The sequence below is a fragment of the Nocardioides sp. YIM 152315 genome (assembly GCF_029210375.1).
Lineage (GTDB): Bacteria > Actinomycetota > Actinomycetes > Propionibacteriales > Nocardioidaceae > Nocardioides.
In genome coordinates this window covers 93624-112710 of the sequence record NZ_JARGER010000028.1, presented here as the reverse complement: position 1 = coordinate 112710, position 19087 = coordinate 93624, and the positions used below count along the sequence as shown (strand labels likewise).

16 protein-coding genes and 1 tRNA gene are annotated in these 19087 nt (G+C 72.4%); 1 reads left to right on the top strand and 16 read right to left on the bottom strand.

Annotated elements, in window-relative coordinates; genetic code table 11:
• Positions 1-134 precede the first annotated feature (134 nt).
• From PZ894_RS09320 to argS, 12 genes are all read right to left on the bottom strand, one after another.
• Positions 135-1346: an MraY family glycosyltransferase gene (locus tag PZ894_RS09320; RefSeq protein ID WP_275744225.1), complete on the bottom strand. Its 1212-nt coding sequence runs from the start codon at positions 1344-1346 to the stop codon at positions 135-137.
• A gap of 10 nt (positions 1347-1356) precedes the next feature.
• Positions 1357-2016: an L-threonylcarbamoyladenylate synthase gene (locus PZ894_RS09315; protein WP_275744224.1), complete on the bottom strand. Its 660-nt coding sequence runs from the start codon at positions 2014-2016 to the stop codon at positions 1357-1359.
• 19 nt (positions 2017-2035) lie between these two features.
• Entirely contained in the window at positions 2036-2878 is an 843-nt protein-coding gene (prmC, locus tag PZ894_RS09310) for a peptide chain release factor N(5)-glutamine methyltransferase (protein WP_275744223.1), read from the bottom strand.
• 7 nt (positions 2879-2885) lie between these two features.
• Positions 2886-3971 (bottom strand): peptide chain release factor 1, encoded by a 1086-nt coding sequence (gene prfA, locus PZ894_RS09305; RefSeq protein ID WP_275744222.1) that lies wholly within the window; start codon positions 3969-3971, stop codon positions 2886-2888.
• A gap of 85 nt (positions 3972-4056) precedes the next feature.
• Complete coding sequence (rpmE, locus tag PZ894_RS09300; RefSeq protein WP_275744221.1) at positions 4057-4281, bottom strand: 50S ribosomal protein L31; 225 nt, start codon at positions 4279-4281, stop codon at positions 4057-4059.
• Positions 4282-4462: 181 nt separating this feature from the next.
• Entirely contained in the window at positions 4463-4834 is a 372-nt protein-coding gene (locus PZ894_RS09295) for a response regulator (protein ID WP_275744220.1), read from the bottom strand.
• Positions 4835-4935: 101 nt separating this feature from the next.
• Positions 4936-6753, bottom strand: a complete 1818-nt coding sequence (gene rho, locus PZ894_RS09290; RefSeq protein WP_275744270.1) for a transcription termination factor Rho — start codon at positions 6751-6753, stop codon at positions 4936-4938.
• 345 nt (positions 6754-7098) lie between these two features.
• On the bottom strand, positions 7099-8001 hold the full coding sequence (gene thrB / locus PZ894_RS09285) for a homoserine kinase (protein WP_275744219.1): 903 nt from the start codon (positions 7999-8001) through the stop codon (positions 7099-7101).
• A gap of 5 nt (positions 8002-8006) precedes the next feature.
• Positions 8007-9095, bottom strand: a complete 1089-nt coding sequence (thrC, locus tag PZ894_RS09280) for a threonine synthase (protein WP_275744218.1) — start codon at positions 9093-9095, stop codon at positions 8007-8009.
• On the bottom strand, positions 9092-10417 hold the full coding sequence (locus PZ894_RS09275) for a homoserine dehydrogenase (protein WP_275744217.1): 1326 nt from the start codon (positions 10415-10417) through the stop codon (positions 9092-9094). Before PZ894_RS09275 ends, thrC begins: the two co-directional genes overlap by 4 nt.
• Positions 10417-11814 carry a diaminopimelate decarboxylase gene (gene lysA, locus PZ894_RS09270; protein ID WP_275744216.1) on the bottom strand — a complete coding sequence of 466 codons (1398 nt, stop codon included), beginning with the start codon at positions 11812-11814 and terminating at the stop codon, positions 10417-10419. Before lysA ends, PZ894_RS09275 begins: the two co-directional genes overlap by 1 nt.
• Positions 11815-11818: 4 nt before the next feature.
• Positions 11819-13495, bottom strand: a complete 1677-nt coding sequence (argS, locus tag PZ894_RS09265; protein ID WP_275744215.1) for an arginine--tRNA ligase — start codon at positions 13493-13495, stop codon at positions 11819-11821.
• 139 nt (positions 13496-13634) lie between these two features.
• On the opposite strand from argS, the gene PZ894_RS09260 reads away from it, so the two are divergent.
• A tRNA-Arg gene (locus PZ894_RS09260) sits at positions 13635-13707 on the top strand.
• A 42-nt stretch (positions 13708-13749) separates the two neighbouring features.
• Here the strand turns inward: PZ894_RS09260 and PZ894_RS09255 are convergent.
• The 4 genes from PZ894_RS09255 to PZ894_RS09240 form a co-directional block, all read right to left on the bottom strand.
• A complete protein-coding gene (locus PZ894_RS09255; protein ID WP_275744214.1) occupies positions 13750-14865 on the bottom strand; it encodes an NDMA-dependent alcohol dehydrogenase in 1116 nt (371 codons plus the stop codon).
• Between the two features lie 79 nt (positions 14866-14944).
• Positions 14945-15544: a cupin domain-containing protein gene (locus PZ894_RS09250; RefSeq protein ID WP_275744213.1), complete on the bottom strand. Its 600-nt coding sequence runs from the start codon at positions 15542-15544 to the stop codon at positions 14945-14947.
• Position 15545: 1 nt separating this feature from the next.
• Entirely contained in the window at positions 15546-17144 is a 1599-nt protein-coding gene (locus tag PZ894_RS09245; protein ID WP_275744212.1) for an AMP-binding protein, read from the bottom strand.
• Positions 17138-19084, bottom strand: a complete 1947-nt coding sequence (locus PZ894_RS09240; RefSeq protein ID WP_275744211.1) for an alpha-ketoacid dehydrogenase subunit alpha/beta — start codon at positions 19082-19084, stop codon at positions 17138-17140. The genes PZ894_RS09245 and PZ894_RS09240 overlap by 7 nt, the downstream gene beginning before the upstream one ends.
• Between the last annotated feature and the right edge of the window lie 3 nt (positions 19085-19087).

Below are 19087 nucleotides of genomic sequence, written 5' to 3'. Positions count from 1 at the left end.
CGGATGGTCGCGGTCGTCATCGTCGGCGGCCGTTCTCTCGTGGCTGGTACGGGCGGTGCTGGGGTGCTTGTGAAAACTAGCACAAGCGCTGTGCGCGGCCGAAACCGGCCCCCAAGGGGTCGGCGGACAGTCTCTCAGGCGCCCTCGGGCACGGACTGTCCGGGGGGACTCCCGGGGTCGACGCCCGTCGGCGGACCCGTCGGCGGGCCCGGCGCGGAGGTCGGACCGTCGGGCCGGTGCAGGCGCGGCAGCAGGAAGGTGGCCGCGATCGTCACGGCGGCCATCACGCTCACGACGGTCCACATCCAGGGCTCGTCGCTGTAGAGGCTGATCAGCACGGTGCCGAAGGCGACCAGCGCCGCCCAGAGGTACATGATCAGCACGGCGCGTCGGTGGGAGTGCCCGATCTCGAGCATCCGGTGGTGGAGGTGCTGCTTGTCGGGGGCGAACGGCGACCGGCCGGCGCGGGTGCGGCGTACGACCGCCAGGACCAGGTCGAGGATCGGCACGATCAGCAGCGAGACCGGGAGCAGCACCGGCAGCAGCGTCGGGAGGAAGCTCGCCTGCGAACCGGCCGCGCCCTCGGTGATCTGGCGGGGCGTGAACTGTCCCGTGAGCGTGACCGTGCTCGCGGAGAGCACGAGACCGATGAGCATCGAGCCGCTGTCGCCCATGAAGAGGCGTGCGTGGTGGAAGTTGTGGGGCAGGAACCCCGCGCAGGCCCCGGCCAGCGACGCGCTCAGCAGCGCACCGGTCGTGGCGAGCGTGACGTTGTTGAAGCTCGAGAGCTGGTAGCAGTAGACGAAGAACGCCGCGGCGCCGAGCCCGACGACTCCCGCGGCGAGCCCGTCGAGACCGTCGACGAAGTTCACCGCGTTCACGGTCGCGACCACCACGAAGCCGGTCAGCAGCGCCCCCTGGGCAGAGTCGATCGTGTACTGGACGTTGTCCGGGCCCGGGAAGAAGAAGAACTGGATGCCGAACGCGATCAGGAAGCCGGCGGCGAGGACCTGGCCGCCCAGCTTGGTGAGGGCGTCGATCTCGAAGAGGTCGTCGAGCACGCCGACCGCACAGATGAGGGCCCCGGCGATGAGCACGATGCCGGCGTCGCGGAAGACGAACGGCTGGCTCGTGGAGAGGAACGGCAGCTCACGGGCGACGACGTAGGCGGTCACCAGCCCGCCGAGCATCGCGAGGCCCCCCAGGTACGGGATCGGCACGGCGTGCACGTCGCGGTCGCGGACCTTCGCCACCGCGCCCGTGCGCAGCGCGATCTCGCGCGCGATCACGGTGAGCAGGTAGGTCGCCGCCGCGGCGACGAGGAAGACGAGGAGGTACTCCCGCATGCGCCGTCCGCTAGCCCTCGTCGGTGAGGGTCGCTCCGAGAGGCTCGAGGACCTCGTTGAGCCGGTCGAGGGAGAGCGCCCCGCGCCGCAGGATGCGCCCCTGGTCGCCGGTGCAGTCGACGATCGTGGACGCCTCTCCCCCCGGGCTCTCCCCGGCGTCGACGACGACCGAGACCTCGTCGCCCAGCATCTCGACGGCCTGGTCGGCGTCGGTGGCGGCGGGCATGCCGGTCTTGTTGGCGGAGCTCACCGCGAGCGGGCCGGTGCGCTCCAGGAGCGCGATCGCGACCGGGTGGTCGGGCATCCGGACGGCGACCGTGCCACGGGTGTCGCCGAGGTCCCACTGGAGCGAGCTCTGCTGGTGGCACACGACGGTGAGGGGTCCGGGCCAGAACGCCTCGACGAGCGCCCGCGCGTAGCCGGGCACGCGCACGGCGAGCGCGTCGAGCGTGGTCGCGGCGCTCACCAGCACCGGCGGCGGCATCTCCCGCCCCCGGCCCTTGGCCGCCAGCAGGTCGCGCACCGCGACGGGGTCGAAGGCGTCGGCCCCGAGGCCGTAGACGGTGTCGGTCGGCAGCACGACCAGCTCGCCCTGCTGCACGGCCAGGGCCGCGGCCTCGACCGCAGCCTCGCGCTCCTCCTCGGTCCCGGTGGGGTAGCGGCCACTCACTGCTCGGTCCTCACGAAGGTCATCGTGCCAGCCGGGCCGTCGTGAATCGCGCACGACCTGCCAGGTCGAGGTGGTCGCGGACGTCGACCCAGTGCCCGGTGGCGGCGAGCACGCCGGGCGCGGACTCGCCCTGCACGTCGGCGTGCTCGAAGCCGAGCACCCCGCCCGGGCGCAGCAGCTGCGCGGCGCGGCGCGCGAGCACCCTGATCGCGTCGAGGCCGTCGTCGCCCGAGAAGAGCGCCAGGTGCGGGTCGTGGTCGCGTGCCTCCGGTGCGACGGACTCCCAGGCCTCGAGCGGGATGTACGGCGGGTTGCACGTCACCACGTCGACCGTGCCGCGCAGGTCGTCGAACGCCGTCGCGAAGTCGCCGTGCCGCAGGTCGACGCCGGTGCCGACCAGGTTGCGCTCGGCCCAGGCGTGCGCCGGGTCGTCCAGCTCGACGGCGTGCACGGTGGCAGCCGGGACCTCGTCGGCGATCGCCTTGGCGACCGCGCCCGATCCCGTGCACAGGTCGACCACGACCGGCGCGTCGAGCAGCGCCGCCCGGTCGATCGCCCACCCCGCCAGCAGCTCGGTCTCGGGCCGTGGCACGAACACGCCGGGGCCGACGAAGAGCTCCACGTGCCGGAAGTGGGCGACGCCGGTGAGGTGCTGGAGGGGCACCCGTGCGGCGCGGCGCGCGACCAGCGTGTCGTACTCTCCCAGCAGGTCGAGGGGCACGTCGTCGACGAGCGGCAGCCGGCTCCTGGCGGTGCCGAGCACGTGCGCGAGCAGCTCGGCGGCGTCGTGCTCGGGGCTCGCGACCCCGGCCTCGCCCAGCCGCGTCGCGGCCCCGGCGAGCACCTCGCGGGGTCGCGTCACTGCGGCCTCACTGCTCGAGCGCCTCGAGCCGGGCGGCCAGGTCGGCCTCGACGCAGGAGTCGAGCACCGGCTGGAGGTCGCCGTCGAGCACCTGGTCGAGGTTGTAGGCCTTGTAGCCAGTGCGGTGGTCGGAGATCCGGTTCTCCGGGAAGTTGTAGGTGCGGATCCGCTCGGAGCGGTCGACCGTCCGCACCTGGCTGCGGCGCGCCTCGCCGGCCTCGGCGTCCGCCGCGTCCTGGGCGGCCTGGAGCAGGCGGGAGCGCAGGATGCGCAGCGCCTGCTCCCTGTTCTGGAGCTGGCTCTTCTCGTTCTGGCAGCTGACTACGATGCCGGTCGGCAGGTGGGTGATGCGGACCGCCGAGTCGGTGGTGTTCACGCTCTGCCCGCCCGGGCCGCTGGAGCGGAAGACGTCGATGCGCAGGTCGTTGTCGTCGACCTGCACGTCGACCTGCTCGGCCTCCGGCAGCACCAGCACGCCGGCGGCGCTCGTGTGGACCCGGCCCTGCGACTCCGTCACGGGCACCCGCTGCACCCGGTGGACGCCACCCTCGAACTTCAGCAGGGCGTACGGCGCCTCGACGGGGCTCTGCGTACTCTGGTGCGCCCCCTTCGCCTTGACCGCGACCGTGACCGACTTGTAGCCGCCCAGGTCGGACTCGGCGGCGTCGAGGACCTCGACCTTCCAGCCGCGCGCCTCGGCGTACCTGGTGTACATGCGGAGCAGGTCGCCGGCGAACAGCGCCGACTCCTCCCCACCCTCCCCGGACTTCACCTCGAGGATCGCGTCCTTGTCGTCGGCGGGGTCCCGGGGCACGAGCAGGCGACGCAGCCGCTCTTCGGCGTCGTGGTGGCGCGCGGCCAGTGCCTCGGCCTCCTCGGCGAACGCCGGATCCTCCCCGGCGAGCTCGCGGGCGGCGCCGATGTCGTCACCGAGCTGCTGCCACTCCCGCCAGGCGCCGATGATGGACGACAGCGCGGCGTACCGTTGGTTGAGCTGCTTCGCCAGGCGCGCGTCGGCGTGCGTCTCCGGCTCCGCCAGCCGGCCCTCCAGTTCGCTGTGCTCGGCCAGCATGCCCTCGACGGCTTCGAACATCAGGTGCCTCCCTCGACGCGCATCCTCCGAACAGACGACGAGCGCCGGCCCTGCCACGGGGGCAGGAGCCGGCGCTCGGAGACAGCTACTTCTTGGCGTCAGCGGCCTTCTTGGCGTAGCGGGCCTCGAAGCGGGCGACGCGGCCGCCGGTGTCGAGGATCTTCTGCTTGCCGGTGTAGAACGGGTGGCACTGCGAGCAGACGTCGGCGTGGATGACGCCGGAGGTCGCGGTGCTGCGGGTGGTGAACGAGGCGCCGCAGGTGCAGGTCACCTGGGTGTCCACGTACTCCGGGTGGATGTCCTTCTTCATGGGGTGTCCTCTCGATGGCCGCCGGGTCGCCCACTCCCTGCGAGTGTGGCGTGAACCGGAGCCGACAGACGATTGTGGCATGGGCTGCAACGCCGCGGTAATCGGTGGCATTCCCGCCGTGCGGGGACCCCCTTCCGGGAGAGCGACTGGGTCTCGACACGCCGGTCGCGACCGCGCAAGCTCAGCTGGAACGGGTGAGCAGCGCCTGCACGCGCGAGGCCAGCTCGCGGGGGCTGAACGGCTTGGTGATGTAGTCGTCGGCGCCCGAGTCGAAGCCGGTCTCGACGTCGGACTCCTGGGCCCTGGCCGTCAGCAGGATCACCGGCAGGTCCGCCAGCGCCGGGTCGGCGCGGATCGCGCGGATCGCGTCGAGGCCGGACACGCCCGGCATCATCACGTCCAGCACGGCGAGGTCCGGGCGCTCGGCCTGGCAGGCATCGATCGCCGCCGCGCCGTCCGCCACGGCGACGACGTCGTGCCCGAGGGTCGAGAGCTTGAACTCGACGAGCTCGCGGATGTCGACGTCGTCGTCAGCGACCAGGATCCGAGCCACGCGGCTCCCCTTCCGTTCTCATGTGCGGTGTCACCCTAGCCGGAGACGGCGCACCGGCGCGCACGATGGGCCACGCCGGACGCGGAGTGCCGCGGCGCTCCTCACTCCTCCCGACCGGACACGGTCGGCGTGCTCTGCTGGACCTGCCTGAGGAACTCGATGTTGGTCTGCGACTTCTTCAGCCGCTCCAGCAGCAGCTCGAGCGCCTGCTGCCCGTCGAGCGAGCTCAGCACGCGGCGCAGCTTCCAGACGATCGCGAGCTCCTCCTTGCTCATCAGGAGCTCCTCGCGACGGGTGCCGGACTGGACCGCGTCGATCGCGGGGAAGAGCCGCTTGTCCGCGAAGTCGCGGCGCAGCCGGATCTCCATGTTGCCGGTGCCCTTGAACTCCTCGAAGATCACCTCGTCCATCTTCGACCCGCTCTCGATGAGCGCCGTGGCGAGGATGGTGAGCGAGCCGCCGTTCTCGATGTTGCGGGCCGCGCCGAAGAACTTCTTCGGCGGGTAGAGCGCGGCGGAGTCGACGCCACCGGAGAGGATGCGGCCGCTGGCCGGGGCGGCCAGGTTGTACGCGCGACCCAGCCGGGTGATGCCGTCAAGCAGCACCACCACGTCGTGCCCGAGCTCGACCAGGCGCTTGGCCCGCTCGATCGCGAGCTCAGCGACCGTCGTGTGGTCGCTGGGCGGCCGGTCGAACGTCGACGAGATGACCTCGCCCTTGACCGACCGCTCGAAGTCGGTGACCTCCTCGGGCCGCTCGTCAACCAACACCACCATCAGGTGGCACTCGGGGTTGTTGGTCGTGATCGACTTTGCGACCGACTGCATGACCATGGTCTTGCCGGCCTTCGCCGGAGAGACGATCAGGCCGCGCTGGCCCTTCCCGATGGGCGCGGCGATGTCGATCACCCGGCCGACGAGGTTGTCGGGACCGGTCTCCAGGCGGAGCCGCTCCGAGGGGTAGAGCGGGGTGAGCCTGGAGAACTCCACCCGGTTCCTTGCGGTCTCGGGGTCAGCACCGTTGACGGCGTCGATGCGGACCATCGGGTTGAACTTCTCCCTGCGCTCGCCCTCCCTGGGCTGGCGCACCTGGCCGACGATCGCGTCACCGCGACGCAGCCCGAACTTCCGCACGATCGACAGCGAGACGTAGACGTCGTCGGCGCCCGCGAGATAGCCGCTGGTGCGCACGAACGCGTAGTTGTCGAGCACGTCGAGGATGCCCGCGGCCGGCACCAGGACGTCGTCCTCGAGGATCGTCGTGTCGGGCTCGTTGCGCCCGCCGGCCGGGCGGTTGCGATCGCGGCCGCGGCGACGCCGGTTGCGACGGCTGCCGCCCTCTTCGTCGTCGCCGTCGTGGTCGCTCTGCTGATGCTCCTGCTGCCGGTCCTGCTGCCGGTCCTGCTGCCGGTCCTGCTGCCGGTCCTGCCGCCGGCCCGTCTGCTTGTTGTCGTCGGACCTGTCCTGCTGCCGGTCGCGCTGCTTGTCCGGCTGCTGCTTCTCCGGCTGCTGCTTGTCCGGCTGCTGGCGCTGCTGCTTGTCCTGCTGCTGGCCCTGTGCACGGTCCCTGCGGCCCTGCTCCTGCGGGGCCCGGTCCGAGGACCTCTCCCGCGGCTGGTCGCCGGACGAGTCCGGCGCCGCGCTCTCGGGGGTCTGCTGCGGCCGGTCCTGCGACCTGGCCTGCGCGGGGCCCTGCGACCTGGCCTGCGAGCGGGTCCGGGTCCTGACCTGGGGCTTGTCCGGCGCGCTGTCCGGCGTGCTGTCCTGCGTGCTGTCCGGCGTGTCGTCCTGGGGCTTGGCCCGGCTGGAGCCCCCGCCCTGGTGGGCCTTGATGGCCTCGACCAGCTGGGCCTTCTTCATCGAGCCCGCACCGGCGATCCCCATGCCGGCGGCCATCGACTTGAGGTCCGCGAGGAGCATGGAGTTGAGCCCGCCGCCGCGCTTGGTCGTCGGCTTCTTCGCCGGCTTCCGGTCGGCCGCGCCGCCCTGGTCGCCCGCGCCGTCGGCGTCGCCCGCGGTGGCTCCGATGGTTTCCGTCACGTGAGGTCCTTCCCACGTATCAGCGCCGGCCGGCGTCGGGCCGGCGGCTTCTGGTCATTGGCTCCTCGCCCGTCGTCGCTCTCGTCACGAGGCGGCCAGGGACAGGACGGCGGCCCCCATGAACACGGGACAGCGCCGCCGATCGAGGAAGAGGGTGCACGATGCCGGTGACTGGACCGGCGGTGCCACGCCGAGTGACCGGCGCGGCTTCAAGATACCACCGGCTCAGGCGATGCGGGCCCCGACCGTCTCGATGCCGAGGGCGTGGCACGCCCAGCCCTGCGGACACCGCCCCCGCATCCCTTCGGCGCCGGCGGCATCGGTGAACGCGAGCACGGTGGGCCCGGCCCCCGAGACCAGCGCCGGTACGCCGTCGCCGCGCAGCCGGTCGACGAGGTCGACGGATTCCGGCATGGCGGGGCGGCGGTACTGCTGGTGCAGGTAGTCGCGCGTCGCCCGCAGCAGCTGTTCGGGCTGGCCGGCCAGCGCCGCGACGAGCAGCGCGGTGCGGCCGGCGGCGGCGGCCGCGTCGGCGTGCGGTACCTCCGCGGGCAGCAGCCCTCGGGCGACCTCGGTCGAGACCGGGGTCGGCGGCACGAACACGACGGCCTGCACCCGCGGGTCGACGGGTGATGACACCGTGAAGAACTCGCCGTCCTCGTCGCGGCCCGAGATGGTGAACCCGCCGAGGAGGGCCGGCGCGACGTTGTCGGGGTGGCCCTCGAGACGCGCGGCCAGCCGGAAGAGCGCGTGATCGTCGGCCAGCAGCGACCCGCCCGCCACGAGGCCGCGAGCGAGCGTCACGCCGGCGACGATCGCGGCGGACGACGACCCGAGACCGCGTGCGTGGGGCACGACGTTGGTGCACGTCAGCCGCAGGCCCGGCGGCTGCGCGCCCATCAGGTCGAACGCCGCGCGCATCGACCGGACGACCAGGTGCGACTCGTCGCGTGGCACGTCGGCGGCGCCCGCGCCCGTCACCTCGACGTCCAGTCCCCCGCCGGTCACCTGCGCGGTGAGCTCGTCGCGCAAGGAGAGCGCCAGGCCGAGCGAGTCGAAGCCGGGGCCGAGGTTGGCGGAGGTCGCGGGGACGGTGACCCGCACCGGGCCGTCGACGAAGGTCGCCACCGGCGTCAGGTCAGACCGGCGGCCGCGGCCGCCGCCGTCACGTCGGCGTCGACGACCGTGTCGACGATGCTGTGGCCGCTCTCCGTGAACCCCTCGAGAGCGGTCGCGATGTCCTTGAGCCCGTGGCCCGTGACCGTGATGGCGACGGTGCTGCCGCGGTACGACGTGCCGCCCGCGAGCTCCTGGAGCAGCCCGGCGACACCGGCCGCCGAGGCCGGCTCGACGAAGACACCGTCGCGGGAGGCGAGCTCGCGCTGGGCCGCCAGGATGTGGTCGTCGCTGACGGCGGCGAAGGCACCGCCGGACTCGTCGCGGGCCGCCTCGGCGAGCTTCCACGACGCGGGGTTGCCGATCCGGATCGCGGTCGCGCGGGTCTCGGGGTCCGGGAACGGCTCGCCGGTCACCAGCGGCGCCGCACCCTCGGCCTGGAAGCCGCGCATCACCGGGGTCCGCGTGGCCAGGCCGGCGTCGGCGTACTGCGTGTAGCCGAGCCAGTACGCCGAGACGTTGCCCGCGTTGCCGACCGGCAGGAGGTGGTAGTCGGGGGCATCGCCGAGGAAGTCGACGATCTCGAACGCCGCCGTCTTCTGCCCCTCGAGGCGCACCGGGTTGACCGAGTTGACCAGCGCCACGGGGTAGTCCCAGGAGAGGCCCTTCGCCATCGCGAGGCAGTCGTCGAAGTTGCCGCGCACCATGATCACCTGCGCGCCGTGCAGGATCGCCTGCGCCATCTTGCCCGCCGCGATCTTGCCCTCGGGCACGAGCACCAGCGGCTTGAGGCCGGCCCTGGCGGCGTACGCCGCCATCGAGGCCGAGGTGTTGCCGGTGGACGCGCAGACGACCGCCTGCGCGCCGTCGTGCTTCGCGACGGAGATGGCCGCGGTCATGCCCCGGTCCTTGAACGACCCGGTCGGGTTGTCGCCCTCGACCTTGAGCCAGACCTCGGCGCCGGTCAGCTCCGACAGCCATCCCGAGTGGACCAGGGGCGTGCCACCCTCGCGGAGGGTCACCGCGGCGGTGCCCTCGGGGATCTGCAGCAGCGGGCGGTACTCCTCGATGACGCCGCGCCACTGGCGCGTCTTCTCGATGGTCATTCCGCGATTCCCTCCACCCGCATCACCGAGGTGACCTCGCGGACCGCGTCCATGCCGCTCAGCGTCGCGACCGTCGCCGCGAGCTGGGCGTCGGACGACTCGTGCGAGACGACGACGAGCTGCGCGTCCTCCCCGCGGCCCTCCTGCCGCACGGTCTGGATCGACACGCCGTGCTCGGAGAAGGCCATGGCGACGGCGGCCAGCACGCCGGCCCGGTCGTCGACGTCGATCGCGACGTGGTAGCGGGTGACCGTCTCCCCCATCGGCAGCACGGCCCGGTCGGCGTACGCCGACTCGCCGGCGCCCCGGGTCTCCGCGAGCCGGTTGCGGGCGACCGTGACGAGGTCGCCGAGCACGGCCGAGGCGGTGGGGGCTCCGCCGGCGCCCGGTCCGTAGAACATCAGCTGGCCGGCGGCCTCGGACTCGACGAACACCGCGTTGTAGGCCTCCCGGACCGAGGCGAGCGGGTGCGACCGGGGGATCATCGCCGGGTGGACCCGCACGGCGACCGCACTCTGGCCGTCGTCGGTGGGTCGCAGCTCGCAGATGGCGAGCAGCTTCACGACGCTGCTCATGTCGCGGGCGGAGGCGACGTCGGCTGCCGTGACCTCCGAGATGCCCTCGCGGTAGACGTCGTTGGCGGTCACCCGCGAGTGGAAGGCGAGCGAGGCGAGGATCGCGGCCTTGGCGGCGGCGTCGAATCCCTCGACGTCCGCGGTCGGGTCGGCCTCGGCGTACCCGAGCTCCTGGGCCTCCTCGAGCGCCTCGGCGAAGCCGGCGCCGGAGGTGTCCATCCGGTCGAGGATGAAGTTGGTGGTGCCGTTGACGATGCCCAGCACCCGGGTGACCTTGTCGCCGGCGAGCGACTCGCGCAGCGGGCGCAGGATCGGGATGGCGCCGGCGACCGCGGCCTCGTAGTAGAGGTCCCGGCCGACCTTCTCGGCGGCCTCGAAGAGCGTCGGGCCGTCCTCGGCGAGCAGCGCCTTGTTGGCGGTGACGACCGACTTGCCGCTCTCGAGCGCGGCGAGGATCAGCGACCGCGCGGGCTCGATGCCGCCGATCACCTCGACCACGAGGTCGACGTCGTCACGCGTGACCAGCCCGGTGGCGTCCGTCGTGAGGAGCCCGTCGGGGACCTCGACGTCGCGCGGGGCGTCGAGGCGGCGTACGGCGACGCCGGCCAGCTCGACCGGCGCCCCGACGCGGGCCGCCAGGTCACGTGCCTGCTCGTCGAGCAGCCGCACCACCTGCGAGCCCACCGAGCCGCAGCCGAGCACCGCCACCCGCAGTCGATCGGGCAGAGCAGGCTTGTCGCTCTCCATCACGTATCACCCATGTCCGTCGCCAGCAGGTCGTCCTCAGTCTCGCGGCGCACGACGACGCGCGCGACCCCGTCCCGCACCGCGACCACCGGCGGGCGCAGGACGTGGTTGTAGTTGGAGGCCATGGACCGGCAGTAGGCGCCGGTGGCCGGCACGGCCAGCAGGTCGCCCGGACGCACGTCGCCGGGGAGGAACTCGTCCTTGACCACGATGTCGCCGGCCTCGCAGTGCTTGCCGACGACGCGGGCCAGCACCGGCGGGGCGTCGGAGGGGCGGGAGGCGATCGTGCAGGAGTAGTCGGCGTCGTAGAGCGCGGTGCGGATGTTGTCGCTCATGCCGCCGTCGACGCTGACGTAGGTGCGCACGGCGCCGCCGTCGAGCTGCACCCGCTTGACCGTGCCGACGGTGTAGACGGTGCACATCGCCGGACCCACGATCGCGCGGCCGGGCTCGATCGAGAGCCGGGGCTCCGGGATCCCGAGCGCGCGGCACTCGTGCTCGACGATCTTGCTCATCTCGGTCGCGAGCTGGGCCGGGTCGGACGGGTCGTCCTGGGTCGTGTAGGCGATGCCGAACCCGCCGCCCAGGTCCATCTCCGGCAGCGTGACGCCGAGCTCGTCGCTCACCCGGGCCTGCAGGGCGAGCACCCGGCGGGCCGCGACCTCGAACCCGGAGGAGTCGAAGATCTGGCTGCCAATGTGGGAGTGGAGCCCGAGCAGCTCGATGCCCGGCGCGTCCTGCAGCCGGCGTACGGCCTCGAAGGCGTCGCCGCTGGTGATCGAGAACCCGAACTTCTGGTCCTCGTGGGCGGTCGCGATGTACTCGTGGGTGTGTGCCTCAACCCCGGCGGTGACGCGCACCATCACCCGGGCGGACATGCCGGGCTCGGCCGTGATCGTCTCGAGCCGCTCGATCTCGTCGAACGAGTCGACGATGATCCGGCCGACGCCCGCGGCCACCGCGCGGCGCAGCTCGGTCAGCGACTTGTTGTTGCCGTGATACCCGATCCGCGCCGGGTCGAAGCCGGCCCGCAGCGCCACGGTCAGCTCACCATCGGAGCACACGTCGAGGCAGAGCCCCTCCTCCTGCACCCACCGCGCGACCGCGGTGCACAGGAAGGCCTTGCCGGCATAGAAGACGTCGTACGCCGCGAACGCGTCGCGGAAGGCACGGGCGCGGGACCGGAAGTCCTGCTCGTCGAGCACGTACGCCGGGGTGTTGACGTTGGCGACGAGGTCGGGGACCGCCAGCCCGCCGACGCGCAGCTCGCCGTCGACCTTGTGGGCGGTCTGCGACCACAGGTGCGCGACGAGGGCGTCGGGATCGGTCGGCTCGCGCAGCCAGGCGGGCCCCCTCAGGGCGCCCGGCGCGTGCGCCCAGCCTGCTTCGTGGGACATGCGGCTACATCCGCTCCGGGGCCGACACGCCGAGCAGGCCGAGTCCGTTGGCGAGCACCGTCTGGGCGGCGACGGTCAGCACGAGCCGCGCCCGGTTGATCGGCGCGACCGGCTCGTCACCCTGCGGGAGCATGCGGCACTCACGGGTGTCGTACCACTTGTTGAACACCGCGGCGAGGTCCTCGAGGTACCGCGCGACCCGGTGCGGTGCGCGCAGCTCGGCGGCCGCGGACACGACGCGCGGGAGCTCCGCGAGAGCTCGCAGCAGGTCGCCCTCGCGCTCGTGGGAGAGGAGCGCGGGGTCGAAGGACGCCACGGCGTCGGCCAGCGACATGCCCAGGTCGGCGGCGTTCTCCACCATCCGGCAGGTGCGCGCGTGCGCGTACTGCACGTAGTAGACCGGGTTGTCGTTGGTCGCCCTGGCCCACAGCTCCAGGTCGAGGTCGATGTTGACGTCGGTGGAGTAGCGCGAGAGCGCGTAGCGGGCGGCGTCGACGCCGATCGCCTCGACGAGGTCGTCGATCGTGACGACCGTGCCGGCGCGCTTGGACATCCGCAGCGGGGCGCCGTCGCGGAGCAGGTTGACCAGCTGGCCGATCAGGATCTCGAGGTTCCTGCCGGGCTCGTCGCCGAACGCGGCGCACATCGCCATCATCCGGCCGACGTAGCCGTGGTGGTCGGCGCCCAGCATGATCAGGCAGCGGTCGAAGCCGCGTTCGCGCTTGTCGAGGTAGTAGGCGAGGTCGCCGGAGAGGTACGCCGGCTGCCCGTTGGACCGCACGACGACCCGGTCCTTGTCGTCGCCGTACTTCTCGGTGCGCAGCCAGAGCGCCCCGTCCTGCTCGTAGGTGTTGCCGAGCTCGGTGAGCCGGGCGATGGCGCGGTCGACCGCTCCGCTGCGGTGGAGGTTGTTCTCGTGGAAGTAGACGTCGAAGTCCACGCCGAAGTCGTGGAGGCTCTTCTTGATCTCCTCGAACATCATCTCGACGCCCTCGGCGCGGAAGACCTCCTGGGCCTCCTCGTCGGTGAGGGTCAGGACCTGAGGCTCCTTGGCCACCACGGCGGCCGCGATGTCGTGGATGTAGGTGCCGCCGTAGCCGTCCTCGGGCGCGGGCTCGCCCTTGGCGCTGGCCAGCAGGGAGCTGCTGAACCGGTCGATCTGGGCGCCGTGGTCGTTGAAGTAGTACTCGCGGGTGACCTTCGCACCGGACATCTCGAAGACCCGGCCGAGCGCGTCGCCGACCGCGGCCCACCGGACGCCGCCGATGTGGATCGGGCCCGTCGGGTTGGCCGAGACGAACTCCAGGTTGACCTTCTCGCCCGCGAACGAGTCGTTGGCGCCGTACGCCGCGCCGGCCTCGACGATCCGGGCCGCGACGACGCCCTGGGCGCCGGCGGAGACCGAGATGTTGAGGAAGCCCGGTCCGGCGATCTCGACCGCGGCGACGCCCTCCACCTGCTCCAGGCGCCGCTGGACCAGGGCCGCGAAGTCGCGCGGGTTGCTCCCGGCCGACTTGGCGAGCTGGAGGGCCACGTTGGTCGCGTAGTCTCCGTGACCCTTCTGTCGCGGGCGCTCCACCGTCACGTTCGTCGGGACCCCGTCCGGCAGGGTGATCGCACCCTCGGCGGACAGGGTCGTCAGGACGTCGACGATCGCGGTGGAGAGCTGCTCGGGAGTCACCGGGCAAGGGTATCGGCGCGCCCGGCCCGCTCCCGCATCGGTTTCCGGGGTGGGACGGCCGGGCCGATCACCCGACCGATTGCACCCTCCCCGCGGGTCGGCTGTAGGGTTCTGCGCAGTCCCGTCGCGGCGGGGCGATGCCTCCGTAGCTCAGGGGATAGAGCACTGGTTTCCGGTACCAGGTGCCGCAGGTTCGAATCCTGCCGGAGGCGCCCATCGACGACCCGGCCTGGACGACGAAGCTCTCGCCCCCGTCAGTACTGGATCACCCCGCGCAGGTTGCGGCCGGCATGCATGTCCTCGTAGCCGAGGGCCACCTCGTCGAGCTTGTAGGTGCGCGTCACCAGCTCGTCGAGCTTGAGGCTGCCCTCGCCGTAGAGCCGCAGCAGCTTGAGGATGTCCGTCTTCGGGTTGGAGGCGCCGAAGAGCGAGCCCTGGATGCGCTTCTGGAAGAGCGTGACGTCCGCGAGGGAGATGGGTGCGCCGATCTCGGCGATGTTGCCCAGCCCGGTCACCACGACCGTGCCGGCCTTGCGGATCGCCGCCATCGCCTGGGCGAGGTGCTCACCGGTGGTGACGCCGACGGTTACGATCGCCGAGTCCGCGCCCTGGCCGTTGGTCACCGAGTGGGCCAGCTCGGTCGCCTCCTCCATCGTCGCCACCGCGTGCGTCGCGCCGAACTCCAGGGACCGCTCCCGCTTGAGCTCGACCGGGTCGACCGCGATCACCATCGACGCCCCGGCGTGCGCGGCACCCTGGACCGCGTTGATGCCGATGCCGCCGATGCCCATCACGACGACCACGTCGCCGGGCCGCACCTCGGCCGAGTTCACCGCGGAGCCCCAGCCGGTGCCGACACCGCACCCGATCAGGCACGCCTTGTCGAGCGGGACGTCGTCGGGGACCTTCACCGCGGAGTCCACGGCGACGGTGGTGACCTCGCAGAAGGTCGAGATGCCGCACATCTGGCCGACCGGCCTGCCCTCGTACGAGAGCCGGAAGTCCTCCGGGTCCTCCCAGCGGGAGCCCACGAGCAGGGTCGCGCCGAGGTCGCAGAGGTTCTGCATGCCGCGCGAGCACCACGTGCACCGGCCGCACGACGGCAGGAACGAGAAGACGACGTGGTCGCCCTCCTTCCACCCGGGCGTGTGCGGACCGACCGCGGTCACGATCCCGGCACCCTCGTGGCCGCCAGCGAACGGATAGACCCCGACCGGGATGTCCCCCGTCGCGATGTGGTCGTCGGAGTGGCACAGCCCCGAGGCCACCATCTGGACCTGGAGCTCGCCCTGCCTCGGGTCGTCAACCTCGAGGTCGACGACCTCGTAGGTGCCGGGTGCTTCCTTGATGATCGCGCCGCGTGTGTGCATGGGTCCTCCCGGGTCGGTGTGACGGGCGTCACCCCGATCGTGGACCTTGCCCGTTGGCGATCGGTTGGTCGCGGGGCCCTCAGCTCGTGACGAACCAGATCGCCCGCACGAGCGAGTCGGTCTCGTTGCGCAGCCGGTGCGGGACGTCACCCCGCATGTGGATCGACTCCCCGGCCTCGAGCTCCCGCCGCTCCCCGTCGATGTCGATCGTGAGCGTGCCCTCGAGGACGTAGCCGTAGTCGTCGCCCGGGTGGTGCTGCGGTGCGCCCTCGGGTGCGGAGTCCGAGCCGGGGTCGTACTCGGTGAGCAGGAACTGCACGTGGTGCTCCGGGGTCGTGTTCGCAAGCCGCTTCCAGCGGACGCCGCTCTGGAAGGAGAGGTACTCCTGGAACGCCTCGGCGTCCTCGCGGCTGAGCCTCCCGTTCCGCGATCCCTCGCGATCGACGTCGTTGCCCAGCAGGTCGTCGAGGGACAGGTTCAGCTCGGTGGCGATCGCGAAGAGCGTGCTCACCGCGGCCTGGCTCTGGCCCAGCTCGAACTGCGAGAGGAACGAGGCCGAGACGCCCAGACGGCGCGCGAGCTCGCGCACGGAGATGCCGAGGCGTTCGCGCTCGGCGCGGACGTTCTGGCCGACGGACACTCCGAGCCCGCCACCGCGGCGCTCTCCCGACGTGGCCATCTCAGAATCCCCCTTCTGACTCGGACCGCCGTTCCGGCGGAGGCTGCGCACCGATCCGACCGCGAAGCAGGAATTTTTGGACCTTACCACTGGAGGTCCGCGGCAACGCGTCGATGACGACCACCCTCTCCGGAGCCTTCTGCACGGCCAGCCCGTGCGCCACGAGATGTTCGCGAAGCGTCGCGACGTCGGGTGCTGCGCCGTTGCGCGGCACCACGAACGCGCACGCTCGCTCGCCCAGCTCGGGGTCCGGGAACCCCACGATCGCGACCTCCTCGACGTCGGGATGGTCGAGCAGGGCGAACTCGACCTCGGCGGCGCTGTACTTCTCACCACCCCGGTTGATGATCTCCTTGATCCGCCCGACGACACGCAGCACGCCGCCACGGATCGTCGCCGTGTCGCCCGTGCGGAACCAGCCGTCGTCCGTGAACGCCGCGGCGTTGAGCGCGGGGTCGAGGTAGCCCACGAAGAGCTCGGGCGCCCGGGCCAGGAGCTCGGGCACGCCGGCCTCCGACTCCCGCAGGATCATCTCGGCGCCGCACATGACGTGCCCCTCGACGTCGGGCAGGGCGGCGCCGCGGTCGAGCGGCACCATCGCCAGTGTGGGCAGCTCGCTCGACCCGTAGGTCCGGAGGACCGCGCAGCCGAGCACCCGCTGCGCCTCCTCGACGAGCTCGGGCGGGATGTCGGCCCCGCCGCACACGAAGGTGCGGAGCGCCGAGCGGGTGCCGCGCTCGGCGTACGCCGTCGTGAGGCCGCGCAGGAAGGGTGTCGCGCTCACGGTGAAGCGGCACTCGTGGCGCTCGACCACGTCCACGGCGACCGCCGGGTCCCACCGGTCCATCAGCACGGAGGTGGCGCCGAGGCCGGCCGGCAGGAGCACGCCGTACGAGATCCCGGTGACGTGGGTGAGCGGCGATGGCATGAAGACCCGGTCGTCGGGGCCGAGCTCGCAGTGCTCACGCATCGCCGCCAGCTCGGCGAGCAACGTGCGGTGGGTGTGGAGCACGCCCTTGGGGTCGGCGGTCGTGCCCGACGTGTAGAGCACGAGGGCGACGTCGTCCGGCCCCGGCTCGGGCGCGGGGTCGTCGCGGGCGGGCGCGCTCGCCGCCAGCGCCTCGAACGCGTCCGGCTCGCCGCCCGGCCCGCGGACAACGACGACCGTGGCCGGGACGCCCGCCTCGGCGAGCACCTCGCGCAGCAGCGCCGCGTGGCGGTGGCCGCGATGCCCCTCGGGTGCGACGGCGACCCGTGGGCGCACCTGGCGCACCACGAAGGAGAGCTCGTGGCGACGGTAGATCGCGACCACCGGCAACACGACGCCACCCGCGAGCCAGGTGCCCCAGGCCGCGACGACGGTCTCCCACCAGTTTGGCAGCTGGAGCAGGGCGACGTCGCCGGCACCGAACCCTCGTTGGCGCAGGCCCGCCGCGAACGAGCGGGCCCGCGCGTACAGCTCGTCGTAGGTCAGGATGTGGTCGCCGTCGACGACGGCGGGGGTCGCGTGACGGTCGCTGGCCACCCGCGACAGCAGGTCGCCGACCAGGCCGTCGCTGCCCGGCGCGGCGACCCCGTGCGGTCGGGTCGGAGTCAGCACGCGACCACCCGGCGGACAGCGGCCGCGATCTCGTCGGGGCCGGCCTCCCAGGCGTGTTCCAGCACCGGCGCGTACGGCGCGGGGCCCGGCCGCGCCCCGACGCGCACCACCGGCGCGTCGAGCGACCAGAAGCCCTGGTCGACGGCGAGCGCGGCCACCTCCGCGCCGACCCCGAAGTCGCTGACCGCCTCGTGCGCGACCACCATCCGGTTGGTGCGAGCGAAGGACGCGAGCACGGTCTCGCGGTCGAGCGGCGCGATGGTCCGGAGGTCGACGACCTCCGCCTCGACCCCCTCGGCCGCCAACGTCTCCGCCGCGGCCAGGGCGTGATGCACCATGCGCGACCACGCGACGACGGTGACGTCGGTGCCTGGCCTGAGGACGGCCGCCTTGCCGATCGGCACGCGGTGGCTCGGCGGTGGCACGGGCGACTTCTGGTCGTAGAGAAGCCGGTGCTCGATGAACACCACGGGGTTGTCGTCCTCGATCGCCGCTCGCAGCAGGCCGTAGGCGTCCGGGCCCGAGCTCGGCATCACCACGGTCAGCCCGGGCAGGTGGGCGAGCAGCGCCTCGAGGCTCTGGGAGTGCTGACTGCCCGATGAGCGACCCGATCCGAACTGGGTGCGCAGGACGAGCGGCACACTCACCGCGCCGCCCGTCATGAAACGCAGCTTGGCTGCCTGGTTCATCAGCTGGTCAAGGCAGACGCCGACGAAGTCGAGGTACATCAGCTCCACGACAGGCCGCAGACCCGACATCGCGGCGCCGACCCCGAGGCCCACGATCGCGGTCTCAGCGATCGGGGTATCGAGCACCCGGCCGGGGTGAGTCTCCGCGAGGCCGCGGGTGATGCCGAAGACGTTGCCGCCGGCGACGTCGATGCCGGCGAGGAAGACGCGCCCGTCGTCGGCGAGGGCGTCCCCAAGGGCTGCGCGGAGGGTGCGCGACTGGTTCTGCAGCTCACCGTCGGGTGTCAGCGGCGCCTCGACGACGGGGTGGCGCGGAGCGACCACGTCGTCGAGCACACCGGCGGCGTCGGGCAGCGGTGCCGCCCGGGCGAACGCCTCGGCGTCGTCGACAACCTCCGTCGCCCGGCGCTCGGCCGCGGCGACCGACTCCTCCGGCACGCCGCGCGCGAGCAGCCGACGCTGCGCCAGATCGAGGGGGTCGACCGCCGCCTCGTCCCGTCCGTCGCGGTAGCGCTGCGGGTCACCCTCGTAGTGCCCGCGGACGCGGAGGGTGAGCGCCTCGACGAGCACGGGGCCACCACCGCTCCTGACGTGCGCCAGCACCTCGGCCATCGTGCCGGCGACCGCCTCGACGTCGTTGCCGTCAACGTGGCGGTAGCCGATGCCGTAGCCCCGGGCGCGCTGGGAGATCGGCACGGGGTGCTGGTCCGACGCCCTCGAGAACTCGGAGTACTGGTTGTTCTCGCAGAAGAGGACCAGCGGCAGCCGCCAGAGGGCGGCGAGGTTGGTGGCCTCGTGGAACGCCCCGGTCGCCACGGCGCCGTCGCCGAAGAAGGCAACCGCCACGGCCCCGGCACCCGCCGCGGCTCGAGCGTAAGCGGCGCCGACGGCGATGGGGAGCCCGGCGCCCACGATGCCGTTGGCGCCCAGGATGCCGAGCGCGGGGTCGGCGACGTGCATCGAGCCGCCGCGACCGCGACAGGCGCCCGCCTCCTTGCCCATCAGCTCGGCGATCATGCCGCGCGGCGACAGGCCCTTGGCGAGGACGTGGCCGTGGCCGCGGTGGGTCGAGGTGATCGCGTCGTCGGCCCGGGCGTGCCACAGGGCGCCGACCGCGCTGGCCTCCTGGCCGACCGACGTGTGCACGAAGCCCGGGATCGCGCCTTCGGCGTACAGCTTGGCGACCCGCACCTCGAGGTGGCGGATCAGGCACATGCGCTCGTACGCCGCGAGCAGCTCGTCGTCGTTCATCCG